11 protein-coding genes and 3 tRNA genes are annotated in these 12,904 nt (G+C 63.1%); 11 read left to right on the top strand and 3 right to left on the bottom strand.

What is annotated here, in order from left to right:
• Positions 1-21 precede the first annotated feature (21 nt).
• The 8 genes from F3K02_RS23050 (at position 22) to F3K02_RS23015 (ending at position 5,958) form a co-directional block, all read left to right on the top strand.
• Positions 22-780 carry an SPOR domain-containing protein gene (locus F3K02_RS23050; RefSeq protein WP_177138363.1) on the top strand — a complete coding sequence of 253 codons (759 nt, stop codon included), beginning with the start codon at positions 22-24 and terminating at the stop codon, positions 778-780.
• A 31-nt stretch (positions 781-811) separates the two neighbouring features.
• Positions 812-1,297 carry a CvpA family protein gene (locus F3K02_RS23045; RefSeq protein WP_177138361.1) on the top strand — a complete coding sequence of 162 codons (486 nt, stop codon included), beginning with the start codon at positions 812-814 and terminating at the stop codon, positions 1,295-1,297.
• A 33-nt stretch (positions 1,298-1,330) separates the two neighbouring features.
• Positions 1,331-2,833 carry an amidophosphoribosyltransferase gene (purF, locus tag F3K02_RS23040; RefSeq protein ID WP_177138358.1) on the top strand — a complete coding sequence of 501 codons (1,503 nt, stop codon included), beginning with the start codon at positions 1,331-1,333 and terminating at the stop codon, positions 2,831-2,833.
• An 8-nt stretch (positions 2,834-2,841) separates the two neighbouring features.
• Positions 2,842-4,050: an O-succinylhomoserine sulfhydrylase gene (locus tag F3K02_RS23035; RefSeq protein ID WP_177138356.1), complete on the top strand. Its 1,209-nt coding sequence runs from the start codon at positions 2,842-2,844 to the stop codon at positions 4,048-4,050.
• Positions 4,051-4,134: 84 nt separating this feature from the next.
• Positions 4,135-5,523, top strand: coding sequence for a glutamate--tRNA ligase (gene gltX / locus F3K02_RS23030; RefSeq protein WP_177138354.1), 1,389 nt, complete (start codon positions 4,135-4,137; stop codon positions 5,521-5,523).
• A 75-nt stretch (positions 5,524-5,598) separates the two neighbouring features.
• Positions 5,599-5,674 (top strand) — tRNA-Ala (locus F3K02_RS23025).
• Positions 5,675-5,749: 75 nt separating this feature from the next.
• Positions 5,750-5,825: transfer RNA gene (locus F3K02_RS23020), tRNA-Glu, on the top strand.
• A gap of 56 nt (positions 5,826-5,881) precedes the next feature.
• Positions 5,882-5,958 (top strand) — tRNA-Asp (locus F3K02_RS23015).
• Between the two features lie 103 nt (positions 5,959-6,061).
• On the opposite strand, the gene F3K02_RS23010 is transcribed toward F3K02_RS23015, so the two are convergent.
• The 3 genes from F3K02_RS23010 to F3K02_RS23000 are packed head-to-tail and all read right to left on the bottom strand — an operon-like array spanning position 6,062 to position 9,094.
• Positions 6,062-6,970 carry a DMT family transporter gene (locus F3K02_RS23010; protein WP_177138352.1) on the bottom strand — a complete coding sequence of 303 codons (909 nt, stop codon included), beginning with the start codon at positions 6,968-6,970 and terminating at the stop codon, positions 6,062-6,064.
• A gap of 4 nt (positions 6,971-6,974) precedes the next feature.
• Entirely contained in the window at positions 6,975-7,553 is a 579-nt protein-coding gene (locus F3K02_RS23005; RefSeq protein WP_177138350.1) for a methylated-DNA--[protein]-cysteine S-methyltransferase, read from the bottom strand.
• Positions 7,550-9,094: an AlkA N-terminal domain-containing protein gene (locus F3K02_RS23000; RefSeq protein ID WP_425485636.1), complete on the bottom strand. Its 1,545-nt coding sequence runs from the start codon at positions 9,092-9,094 to the stop codon at positions 7,550-7,552. Before F3K02_RS23000 ends, F3K02_RS23005 begins: the two co-directional genes overlap by 4 nt.
• 107 nt (positions 9,095-9,201) lie before the next feature.
• Between F3K02_RS23000 and F3K02_RS22995 the strand changes: the two genes are divergently transcribed.
• From F3K02_RS22995 to F3K02_RS22985, 3 genes are all read left to right on the top strand, one after another.
• Positions 9,202-10,584: a phosphomannomutase/phosphoglucomutase gene (locus F3K02_RS22995; RefSeq protein ID WP_177138346.1), complete on the top strand. Its 1,383-nt coding sequence runs from the start codon at positions 9,202-9,204 to the stop codon at positions 10,582-10,584.
• A gap of 111 nt (positions 10,585-10,695) precedes the next feature.
• Positions 10,696-11,979, top strand: coding sequence for an O-antigen ligase family protein (locus F3K02_RS22990; RefSeq protein WP_177138344.1), 1,284 nt, complete (start codon positions 10,696-10,698; stop codon positions 11,977-11,979).
• Positions 11,980-12,033: 54 nt separating this feature from the next.
• Complete coding sequence (locus tag F3K02_RS22985) at positions 12,034-12,885, top strand: glycosyltransferase family 2 protein (RefSeq protein ID WP_177138342.1); 852 nt, start codon at positions 12,034-12,036, stop codon at positions 12,883-12,885.
• Positions 12,886-12,904: the final 19 nt, after the last annotated feature.

Raw genomic sequence — 12,904 nt, 5'->3', positions numbered from 1 at the left:
AGCGTATTGGTCCAACCCCGAATGCTCACACCCCGTTCAGGTTCCCAGAGCAACCCCACGACGCCTCCGCCCCAGAGCATCGAGGCCATTCGCCGCCGCGCCCGCCACCGGCTGATCGGTGCCGCCGTGCTGGTGTTGCTCGGTGTGCTGGGCTTCCCGATGCTTTTTGACACGCAGCCGCGGCCCGTCGCGGTGGACATTCCGATCGAGATTCCGGCCCGCCATCCCGCGCAGCCCTTGCCTGGCGCCAAAGCGACCAGCCCACAGGCCAAAACGCCGGTTCAGACGCCCGCAACGGTCTCCGCCGAGGCAGACAAGAGCAAGAGCCCGGAGGGCAGCCTGCCGGCCGGCGACGGGCTCGATGCGCGCGAAGAAGTCGTGGCGGCAACGCCCGAATCCGACAAGCCCAAAGCAAAGGACACGCCCGTCGCTTCCCCCCAGGCCGCACCGAAGCCGGTGGCCAAGGTCGAAGCGCCAGCCAAGGAAAGCACCGCGGACACCGAGACCGCGCGGGCCAAAGCCCTGCTGGAAGACAAGCCCGCGGCTGGAAGCGTGCGCATCGTGGTGCAGGTGGGCGCCTTTGCCGAGGCAGACCGGGCGCGCGAAACCCGTTTGAAGCTGGAACGCGCAGGCCTCACGACCTACACCCATGTGGCCGACACGCCGCAAGGCAAGCGGATTCGCGTGCGCCTGGGACCGTTCACGAGCCGGGCCGAAGCCGACAAGGCGGCAGCGCGTGTGAAAGCCCTCGGACTGCCCGCCGCCATCCTGACCTTGTGATGGGGCTGTTTTTTGTCGCGGGCCCTGGCGCATGAACTGGGTCGACGGTGTTTTGCTGGCGGTGCTGGTGCTGTCGGCGGTGCTGGGCCTGTGGCGTGGCCTGGTGTACGAGGTGATTTCCGTGGCGGGCTGGGTGGCGGCTTTTTTGCTGGCCCAGGCCTACGCCGACGAGGTGGCTGCGGTGTTGCCCATGGGCGACGCCTTGCCGGCCTTGAAGCTGGCGGCGGGGTTTGCGCTGGTGTTCATTGCCACCGCGTTTGCGGGTGGTTTGCTGGCCTGGCTGGTGAAACAGCTGGTGGCTTCGGTGGGGCTCAGGCCCATCGACCGGGTGTTGGGTGCTGCCTTTGGTCTGGCCCGCGGGGTGTTGATCCTGCTGGCACTGACGGTGGTGATCAGCATGACCCCATTGCGTGCCGAAACCGACTGGCGGGCGTCGGTGGTGGCCGATGCCATGGCAGACAGTGTTCACGCACTGCGCCCCCTGTTGCCGGCGGCTCTGGCGAGCTACCTGCCTTGAAGTTTTTGTCATTATTTCCGTAAGGATCCGATCATGTGTGGAATCGTTGGCGTTGTGAGCCAGGCGCCGGTCAACCAGCTCATCTACGACGCACTCCTGCTGCTGCAGCACCGGGGCCAGGATGCGGCCGGCATCGTGACCGAACAAGGTCGCAAGTTCTTCATGCACAAGGCCAAGGGCATGGTGCGTGACGTCTTCCGCACGCGCAACATGCGCAGCCTGCCCGGCCACTGCGGCCTGGGCCAGGTGCGTTACCCGACCGCGGGCAATGCGTACAGCGAAGAAGAAGCGCAACCGTTTTATGTGAACGCGCCGTTTGGCCTGGTGCTGGTGCACAACGGCAACCTGACCAATGCACAGGCCTTGAAACAGGAGCTGTTTCAGACCGACCACCGCCACATCAACACCGACAGCGACTCCGAGGTGCTGCTCAACGTGCTCGCCCACGAGCTGGAAAAAGTCAGCCGCGGCATCACGCTGAAGCCCGCCGACGTGTTTGCGGCGGTGCGCGGCGTGCACCAGCGCATTCGCGGCTCGTACGCCGTGGTTGCCCTGATCGCCGGCCACGGCCTGCTCGCCTTCCGCGACCCCTACGGCATCCGGCCGCTGTGTGTGGGCCGTCAGGGCGACAGCGTGATGGTGGCGAGCGAATCGGTCACGCTGGAGGGCAACGGGTTTGAACTGGAGCGCGACATCCAGCCGGGCGAAGCGCTGTTCGTGGCCCACGACGGCAGCACCCAGTTCGAGCAGTGCGCCGAGAAGACCAGCCACAACCCCTGCATTTTTGAGTACGTCTACCTCGCACGGCCGGACTCGGTGCTCGACGGCATCTCGGTCTACCAGGCGCGCCTGAACCTGGGCAAGACCCTGGCCAAGCGCCTGGTGTCGACGGTGCCGCCGAACGAGATCGACGTCGTGATCCCGATCCCCGAATCTTCGCGCCCCAGCGCCATGGAGCTGGCCCAGTTGCTGGGCCTGCCGTACCGCGAAGGTTTCGTGAAGAACCGTTATGTGGGGCGCACCTTCATCATGCCGGGGCAGGGCGTGCGCAAGAAGTCGGTGCGCCAGAAGCTCAACGTGATCGCGAGCGAGTTCAAGGGCCGCAACGTGCTGCTGGTCGACGACTCCATCGTGCGTGGCACGACCAGCCGCGAGATCGTGCAGATGGCACGTGATGCCGGCGCGCGCAAGGTCTACCTGGCCAGCGCCGCGCCGCCGGTGCGTTATCCCAACGTCTACGGCATCGACATGCCAACCTCGAGCGAGCTCGTGGCGCACGACCGCACGGTCGAAGAGGTTCGCCTGAGCATCGGCTGCGACGCGCTGATCTACCAGGACGTGGACGCGATGAAGCAGGCCATCGGCTCGCTCAATCCGAACCTGGCCGGCTTTGACGCCTCGTGTTTCGATGGCGTCTATGTCACCGGCGACATCACGCTCGAAACCATCGAACGCATGAACCAGGGCCGCGACCAGAGCGAAGAAGGCCAGGAAGACAACTCGCGTCTGGCCTTGCCCAACGCCCAGACCGCCTGAACACGCCCATGCCTTTCGACAAAGACCCCGACCTTCACCGCGACACCCTGGCTGTGCGCGCCGCCGTGCCGCGCACCCCCTATGGTGAAAACTCCGAAGCCCTGTTCCTGACCAGCGGTTATGTGCAGCCCTCGGCCGAAGCCGCCGCGCGGCGGTTTGCGGGCGACGAAGACGGCTACACCTACGGCCGCTACGGCAATCCCACGGTGTCCAGCTTCGAGCAGCGCCTGGCGGCACTGGAAGGCGCAGAAGCCTGCATCTCCACCGCCTCGGGCATGTCGGCGATCCTGATGATGTGCATGGGCCTGCTGCAAAGCGGCGATCACGTGATCTGCTCGCACTCCATGTTCGGCTCGACCATCAAGCTGATCGGTTCGGATCTGGCCAAGTTCGGCGTGCAGTCGAGTTTTGTCTCGCAGACCGATGTGTCGGCCTGGGCTGCGGCTGTCAAGCCCAACACGAAACTGCTGTTCGCCGAGACGCCCACCAACCCATTGACCGACGTCTGCGACATCCGCGCGCTGGCCGACATCGCGCACAACGCGGGCGCGCTGCTGGCGGTGGACAACTGCTTCGCCACGCCGGCGCTGCAGCGCCCGATGGCGCTGGGCGCCGACATCGTCATGCACTCGGGCACCAAGTACCTGGATGGCCAGGGCCGTGTGATGGCCGGTGCCCTGTGCGCCAGCCAGGAGATGGTGACCAAGACCTTCCTGCCGGTGCTCAAGAGCGGCGGCATGACGCTGGCTCCGTTCAACGCCTGGGTCGTGCTCAAGGGCCTGGAGACGCTGGAGATCCGCATGCAGGCGCAATCCGCCCGCGCGCTGGCGCTGGCGCAGTGGCTGCAGGTGCATCCGGGTGTGGCGCGCGTGCATTACCCCGGCCTCAGCAGCCATCCGCAGCACGAGCTGGCCATGGCCCAGCAGTCGAACTGCGGTGGTGCCGTGCTGTCGTTTGAGGTCAAAGCATCCGATGCCGATCAGGCCCGCCAGCGCGCTTTCCACGTGCTCGATTCGCTCAAGACCCTGTCGCTCTCGACCAACCTGGGCGACACCAAGACCCTGTGCGCCCACCCGGCCAGCACGTCCCACGGTCGCCTGACCGAAGCGCAGCGCCAGATCGCCGGCGTGAGCCAGGGCCTGATCCGCGTCGCCGTGGGACTTGAACACATCACCGACATCCAGACCGACCTCGACCGCGGCCTCAGCTCTCTATAACCCCCACGTTCATCACTTCGTGTATTCACTGCCCCCCATGGGGGTACGGGTCTCCCTAGGGGCGGCCCGTCGAGAGACCCTGAAATGACAGCACCCATTCGCACCCGCTTCGCTCCGTCGCCCACCGGCTTCATCCACCTGGGCAACATCCGCTCGGCCCTCTACCCGTGGGCCTTCGCCCGCGCCACAGGCGGTGTTTTCGTGCTGCGCATTGAAGACACCGACCTCGAACGTTCGTCCCAGGCCGCTGTGGACGTGATCATCGAAGGCATGAAGTGGCTGGGCCTGGACCACGACGAAGGCCCGTTCTACCAGATGCAGCGCATGGACCGCTACAAGGCGGTGCTGGCCGAGATGGTGGCCGCGGGGCATGTTTATCCCTGCTACATGAGCATGGCCGAGCTGGACGCGCTGCGCGAGCGTCAGATGGCCAACAAGGAAAAACCGCGCTACGACGGCACCTGGCGCCCCGAGCCGGGCAAGGTCTTGCCGCCGGTGCCGGAAGGCGTGATGCCGGTGCTGCGCTTCAAGAACCCGCAGGGTGGTGTGGTGGCCTGGGACGACAAGGTCAAGGGCCTGATCGAGATCCGCAACGACGAACTCGACGACCTGGTGATCGCGCGCCCCGACGGCACACCCACCTACAACTTCTGCGTGGTGGTGGACGACATCGACATGGCCATCACCCACGTGATCCGTGGCGACGATCACGTGAACAACACGCCGCGCCAGATCAATATCTTTAAAGCGCTCGGCAAAGAGCCGCCGGTGTACGCCCACTTGCCCACCGTGCTCAACGAGCAGGGCGAGAAGATGAGCAAGCGCAACGGCGCCAAGCCCGTGACGCAGTACCGCGACGAAGGCTACCTGCCCGACGCAATGGTGAACTACCTCGCGCGCCTGGGCTGGAGCCACGGTGACGACGAAATCTTCAGCCGTGCGCAGTTCCTCGAATGGTTCAACCTCGATCACCTCGGCCGCAGTGCCGCGCAGTTCGACGAGGCCAAGCTGCGCTGGGTCAACGCCCAGCACATGAAGGCCATGGACGATGGGGCGCTCAGCACCCTGGTGGCCGAGCAACTGGCGAAACGTGGCATCACGGCCGACGAGCGCCTGCCGCGCATCTGTGGTCTGTTCAAGGACCGCTGCGACACCACGGTGGCGCTGGCCGGCTGGGCCGCTGCCTTCTACGCCGATGTGGCGCCCAGCACCGAAGAGCGCGCGCAGCATGTCACGCCTGCCATTCAGCCCGCGCTGGCCACGCTGGCGGAGAAGCTGGCCGCCAGTGCCTGGGACAAGGCCAGCATCTCGGCGGCCATCAAGGACACCATCACCACCCATGGCATCAAGATGCCCCAACTGGCGATGCCGGTGCGCGTGCTGGTCATGGGCACGGCGCAGACGCCGTCGCTGGATGCTGTGCTCGAACTGCAAAATCAGCAAACAGTTTTGGCCCGACTTCAAAATCTCTGAAAAATGTCCTATAATTTGAGGCTTGCTGATTCGCACCAAGCGGTGACATGCGAAGTGTAAATCAACAAACCCTGTGGGGGTATAGCTCAGCTGGGAGAGCGCTTGCATGGCATGCAAGAGGTCAGCGGTTCGATCCCGCTTACCTCCACCAAAATTTGTGAAGCTTGTGTCGGGAAAGCGATTGCGCCGCTGATACAATGCGAGGTTCTGGAAGTTCCAAGGTTTTGACCCTATCGTCTAGAGGCCTAGGACATCACCCTTTCACGGTGAGTACCGGGGTTCGAATCCCCGTAGGGTCGCCAAGTTTGTGGCACTTGGCTTGAAGCTGAAAGGCATCAGGCAAAAGCTGCACCACTGCGGAGTGGTAGTTCAGTTGGTTAGAATACCGGCCTGTCACGCCGGGGGTCGCGGGTTCGAGCCCCGTCCACTCCGCCAGTTAAAGACAAACCGCCCAGTTGCAAGACTGCGGCGGTTTTTTCTTGTGCGCTTCAGAATGGGTTTGGTCTGGCGTGCGGCCGCTTTCAGCAGCGTGCTGCCCTCAAGTTGCCCGCTCCAGCCTTCCCAGCCGCACCAGTCCGGTGGAGAGCGCGGTGCCGCAGACGATGATGACACCACAGGTCACCATCCAGGGGGTGATGCTTTCGCCCAGAAAGAACGCGCCGTACATCAGCGCAAACACCGGGACCAGGAACGTGACGGTCAGCGCCTTCGACGGTCCAGCTTGCTCGATGATGCGGAAAAACAGGATGTACGCGATGGATGTGCAGAACAAGGCCACCGCCGCGAGCGCACCCCAGGCGCCCAGACTCACGGGTGTCTCGGGCCAGAACCAGAAGGTGGGCAGCGCCAGGCCGAGCGCAGCGCCGATCTGGCTGCCGGTGGCCGTGGCCAGGGGGTGTGCGCCGGTCAGGTAGCGCTTGGTGTAACTGGCGGCCAAGCCATAACACGTGGTGGCCAGCAGGCAGGCGCCCATGGCCAGCAAGGTCGTGCCGATGGATGCGCCGGCCACGCCAGTGGCGCTGAATCCGGATTTCCCAATCACCAGCAGGGTCACACCGACAAAGCCGATCAGCAAACCCAGCATGCGGGAGCCGCTTGGGCGGTCCTTGAGCCAGAGCCAGGCCACCACCGCACCGGTCAGGGGTACGGTGGCGTTGAGGATGGAGGTCAGGCCGGTGGTGATGTGCAACACGGCGAAGGCAAACAATGCAAACGGAATGCCCGAGTTCAGCAGGCCGACGAACAAAATAGGTCTGGCGCGCTGCCGGAAGTCGGCCCAGACGCCTTTGACGAGAAATACCGGCAGCAAAAACAACGCGGCGAGTGCGACCCGCAGACCCGCCGTGGGCAGTGCGCCAAATTCGGCAGCGCCCAGGCGCATGAACAGGAACGACGAACCCCAGAGGGCGGCGAGCAGGAAAAACTCAAGAAGGAGGGCGGGCGACATGGGTTCAGTGTGCCGGCAAAGGCTGTGCGGCGGGGTGGCCCGTTGATGTTGTTTGCTCCTGCGATTGATGCGCTTTGTCGATCAATGCGCCTTCGAGCCGGAGCAGGGCCGCTTTGCGGTCAAGCCCGCCTGCATAGCCGGTGAGCGCGCCCTGTGCGCCGACCACCCGGTGGCAAGGCACCACGATACCCAGGGGATTGCGACCGATGGCCGCGCCCACGGCGCGCACCGCTGCGGGTTTGCCGATGGCGCGGGCCAGTTCGCCGTAGCTCCGTGTCTGGCCAAAAGGAATGTCAAGCAGCGCGCGCCAGACCGATGACTGAAATGCGGTGCCCGCCGACAGATCCAGCGGCAGGTCAAAGCGGTTGAGGCGGTGTGCAAAAAAGGCGGTCAGCTGGTCGGCCGCGGTGTTCAGGATGGCGTTGTCCTGAACGGGTGTCCAGTCTTGCACCTCCCGTTCTGCGGGCAGGTGCCGCTGGTCCATGAACCAGACGCCACTCAAACCCGAAGGGGTGGCGGCCAGCAGCAAAGGGCCCAGTGGCGAGAGGACGGTGGCTTTCACCCGGTGCGTGGTGGGTTTCATGGTGATGGCACTCCAGAAGGAAGGATGGGGTTTGCATGGGTGCCGGCCCAGGCGCGGATCACGGCGTAGCTGCGCCAGGGTCGCCAGGCGGCCGATTGCCGGTCGGCTTCGAGAGCGGCGGCGCGTCCCCGCCCTTCGATGCCGAGGGTTTTGATCAGGGCCACGTCGCCCACCGGCCAGGCATCGGGCCAGCGCAGGGCCCGCATCGCGATGTACTGTGCGGTCCAGGGGCCAATGCCCGGCAGCGCCTGCAGGGCTTGTGTGGTGGTGTGGGCATCGGCAAAGGCGTTCAGCACCAGGCCACCTTCGACGATCGCGCGGGCCAGGGACTGCAAGGCTGCCTGGCGCTGGCGCACGATGCCCAGTTCGCCCAGGATGTCGGGACCGACGCTGGCCAGGGCCTGGGCCGTCGGGAACAGGCGGTGCAACTGGGGATGCTGTGTGGTGATGGCTTCGCCCAGTCGCTCGGTCAGCCGGATGGCCAGGGTGCGCGCCGCGGCCACCGTGATCTGCTGCCCCAGGATGGCACGCACAGCCAGTTCGAAGCCATCGAAACAGCCCGGTACGCGAAGGCCATCACCCGCAGGAAAGTCGGCGTGCAAGGCAGAGTTGATGACCAGTGGGTTGGCATCGAGGTCGAACAGGGCGCGCACCCGCCAGATCACCGTTGGCAGCACGGGGAGCAGGCTGTCGCTCAACTGCAGCTCCAGCCGGTTGGCATCGGGATCGAATCGCACGGAAAACCAGCCGGTGTGCGTCAACCCGCCGGATTCGACCCGTGCGGTTCGCTGCAGACCAAGGGGAGCGTCTGGCTGGACGTGTTCGATGCCGGGCAGTTGTCGTTCGGCGAGAAAGCGCAGGAGCGCGGCGACATCAAACGGTGGGCGCCAGAACAGCTGCACCGGGGTGCCGTCGCGTTGGTTGTTGGCGCTGAGGGGCTGTCGCCGCATCTGGCCGGGGCTCAAGCCGTAGTGGTCCCCGAAGGCGGCGTTGAACCGGCGCTGGCTGGCGAAGCCGCTGGCCAGGGCGATCTGGGTGATGGGCAGCGCCGTGTCGGCGAGCATTTGCTTGGCCGCCAGCAGCTTGCGCGTGAGCAGGTATTGCAAGGGTGAGACGCCCAGCCGGTCTTCGAAAATGCGACGCAAATGGCGGTCGCTCACGCCCAGGCGCGAGGCGAGTCGCGCCACCGTGGCGCCGCCTTCGCTGGCCCCGGGCCAGTTTTGCGGGTTGTCCAGCCACTGCGTGGCCTGTTGCACCAGGATGCTGCGCGCGTCCTCGACAGACCAGTGCCGTTGCAGTGGTGCAAGCTCCGGGCGGCAGCGCAGGCAGGGCCGGAAGCCCGCCTGTTCGGCCTGGGCCGCGTGCTCGAAGAAGCGGCAGTTCTCGCGCCGCGGCGTGCGCACGCGGCAAACCGGCCGGCAGTAGATGCCTGTGGAGGTCACGGCGGTGAAAAACCGGCCGTCGAACCGGGCGTCGTGCGAACACAGCGCCCGGTAGCGGGCCTCGTCGTCAATCGAGTCGGGGGTGTTCATGGCGCTCATGGTAGAACCTGCCACGGTCTTTGGCTGGCCGTTTTCGGACCTGTGCTGGCAGCCTCTGTCAGTCACGCGACCTACAATGCGGGGATTGGCATTCAGAGCTCCCATTCATGCAACTCGCGGCATCCATCTTCAAGGCATACGACATTCGGGGTGTCGTCCCCGATACCCTCAACGAAGGGGTGGCCGAAGCCCTCGGGCTGGCTTTTGGAACGCAGGCTCTTCAGCAAGGTGAACACACCGTGGCCGTGGGCCGCGACGGCCGGCTGAGTGGGCCGGCCCTGTCGGCCGCACTGATCCGTGGGCTCGCCGCCGCGGGTGTCGACGTGATCGACATCGGCATGGTCACCACGCCCATGTTGTACTTCGCCGCCCATACCTTGTGCCGCAGTGGCATCCAGGTCACCGGGAGCCACAACCCCAAGGACTACAACGGGTTCAAGATGGTGCTCGGTGGACGCGCGATCTATGGCGACGACATCCAGGCGCTGCGCCGGATGATGGAGGTGGAAAACTGGCAGCGTCTGGACGGCGGACGGGTTCGCGAGGTCAACGTGGGCCCCGCCTACCACGACCGCATTGTTAGCGACGTGAAGCTCCAGCGCCCGATGCGGGTGGTGATCGACTGTGGCAATGGCGTGGCGGGTGCATCCGCTCCGGCGCTGTTCCGCGCGCTCGGTTGCGAGGTGATCGAGCTGTTCAGCGAAGTGGACGGTAACTTTCCGAACCACCACCCGGACCCGAGCAAGCCGGAAAACCTGCAGGACGTGATTCGCACCCTGCGCGAGACCGGCGCGGAACTCGGCTTGGCCTTCGATGGCGATGGCGACCGCCTCGGCATCGTGACCCGGGGCGGCAACAACATCTACCCCGATCGCCAGATGATCCTGTTTGCGCGGGATGTGCTGTCGCGTGTGCCGGGTGGCAACATCCTGTTTGACGTCAAATGTTCCCAGCGCCTGGCGCCGGCCATCGAAGCCGCTGGCGGCGTGGCGCACATTTACAAGACCGGGCATTCGCTGATCAAGGCCCGCATGAAGGAGCTGGACAGCCCGCTCGGGGGCGAGATGAGTGGTCATATCTTCTTCAAGGAGCGCTGGTACGGATTCGATGACGGCACCTACGCAGGCGCCCGCCTGCTCGAGATCCTCAGCCGCAGCCCGGACGCCAACGCCGTGCTCGACGCCTTGCCAACCAGTTTCAGCACCCCCGAACTCAATGTGGCCTGTGCCGAAGGCGAGCCCCACACGGTGGTCGCTCAACTGGTCGAACTGGCCCGCTTCGATGCGCCGGCCAAGATTTCCACCATCGACGGCGTGCGGGTGGACTGGCCAGACGGCTTTGGCCTGATCCGTGCCTCGAACACCACACCCGTGCTGGTAATGCGTTTTGAGGGGCATACCCCCGAAGCCCTGCACCGCATAGAAGCGTCCATGCTGACCCTGCTCCGGCAGGCCAAGCCGGACGCGGTGGTGGGCGCCAGCGCGCACTGAGATAGAGCCAGGCCTGAAAATGATTGCTCTGTTCGCCTGTATTCGGAGTGTGTGGTTTGTTTGATTTTCTGAAGATCAATCAAGGGACTGCATGGCTCAATGACGGCTCTGATGAGTCACACTGAATTGTCCTCCAGACCGTCCAGCAATATCCCTGGTTGGATATGGATGCTGTTTCTGGCATTGCTGACCCTCGCGCCCATTTCCACAAAAATGGCTGGGGCGGCGTGGTTCTTTGTGATTTGCCTGGGTGCATGGGCTTTCTGGCGCTTGCCAGTGGTACAGCCTGAATCTTCCAACGAGAAGGCTTTGTACGATGCGGTCATATGGTGGCTCTATTTTTGTGTTGCGGCTTTTTGCTTTAAGGCAATTGGCATGTTCTATTGGGATGATCCCTGGAGAACACGCCATTTCGACTTCAGAATCCTGTTGATGGCGTTTGCCCTTCGCGCCCTCGTACCCCGCGTCCGGTTGTCGGCGGGGCAGGTCCTGATGCTGGTGATTGCATTGACGTTGGCCAGTTTTTCCGCCATTGCGGTCAGTTACATGCACGCCCAGTATGGGTGGGCGACGCCATCGAACCGGATCAACTGGGCCGGTGGACTGGCCATGCTGTCGTGTGTCCTGCTGCCTGTCACGGCATCCAGAACGATTGCATTGCGCTGGAGATGGTGCGCAACCGTGGGTATTGTCGTTTTCCTTTCCGCGATTTTGATGTCTGGCGCGCGCGGTGCATACTTGGCATTTCCCTGGATCTTGATCAGTGGCTTGGTTGTGCTTCGTGGGTACCTGAATGGCGGATGTTCGGGTGCAGCGGTATACCGTGCCACTGCCTTGCTTGCAGTCAGCGCCGTTCTGGTTTCCTACTTTGCGCCGAAAATCATCGAGGTGCCCAAAGAGCGTATAGCGATTGCTGTTGCCGAAGTTCGCGCAGTATTCTTTGATGAGAAAACAACCGGGAATGTTGTTGACACCTCCATCGGTGCAAGAATCTACATGTGGCAGCGCAGCCTTGACGTGATTCAGGAAAGTCCCTGGATCGGCTACGGGAGGGCACAACGCATACGCTTTATCAAAGAATGGGGTGGCCAGGCGAACGCGCACATTGTGAAGGACCAGACCCACCTTCATAGTGAGTACATCAACGGAATGGTCGACCATGGTGTGTTTGGCTTGTTGAGCACATTGACCTATATGGCCGGTTTGATCTATCTGACCATCATCTTGCGCCGGCACTGCCATTTCCTTGCGATGTCTGCTGGCGGACTGGCGTACATCCATATCATGATGAGCTTTACCGATGCCAATTCTCAAACCAACAACTACAGTGTCATGATCGGATTGGCCTTGTCAGCGATCTTTTTGCTGCGACTTGGAAAGCGTCAGGGTGAATAGGTGGCGTGGTGCCGAGGTTGCGCATCTGTGACTGTATTGAGAGTGTGATTTCATATGAAGGTATCGGTCATCTTCACGACATACAATTCTCCCGAGTGGCTGGAGAAGGTGCTCGTGGGCTTTTTTTGCCAATCTGTTCGCGATTTTGAAATCGTCATTGCGGATGACGGTTCTCGCGATGACACCAGGGCCATGATCGAAAAAATGCGTCTGGAGTCCCCGGTTCCTATTCGGCACATATGGCATCCGGATGACGGATTCCAGAAATGCCGGATCTTGAACAAGGCCGTCCTGGCCGCATCCGGCGACTATCTGATATTCACCGATGGCGATTGCATTCCGCGCTCGGATTTTGTGGAGCAACACCTGCGACTCTCCTCGCACGGGACTTTTCTCTCGGGCGGATATTTCAAATTGCCGATTGACATCAGTCAGATGATCTCCCGCGAAGATATCACTTCCCAGCGGGTGTTCAACATCGATTGGTTGCGCTCCAGGGGGTTGAAGCGATCGGTCAAGGATCTGAAAGTGATGGCGCGCGGTTTCTTGACGCGTTTCCTGAACTTCATCAGTCCGGCGAAGCTGACATGGAACGGTCACAATTCATCATGTCACAAGGAGTTTGTGCTCGCGGTCAATGGATTCGATGAGCGCATGCAATACGGGGGTGAGGATTGCGAATTTGGGGACCGGCTGAAAAATCTGGGCCTCAAAGCGAAGCGCATTCGCTATTCAGCGATCTGCGTTCATCTTGAGCATGGCCGGGGGTATGTCAATCCGGCCATGATTGAGGCCAATAAAAAGATCCGTCTGGAAACCCGCCTGCACCGAACGGTGAAAGCCTTGGTCGGGATTGATCAGTATGGCGTTGGTCAAAGCTGGGAACTGGCCGAAAAACCCCACTGACCATTGAGTGGCGGTCTGC

Origin of the sequence: Hydrogenophaga aromaticivorans, from assembly GCF_013387465.1 — a bacterium.
Taxonomy (GTDB): domain Bacteria; phylum Pseudomonadota; class Gammaproteobacteria; order Burkholderiales; family Burkholderiaceae_C; genus Hydrogenophaga; species Hydrogenophaga aromaticivorans.
The sequence above is the reverse complement of the archived record's forward strand: the minus strand, read 5'-3'. Positions and strand labels throughout refer to the sequence as shown.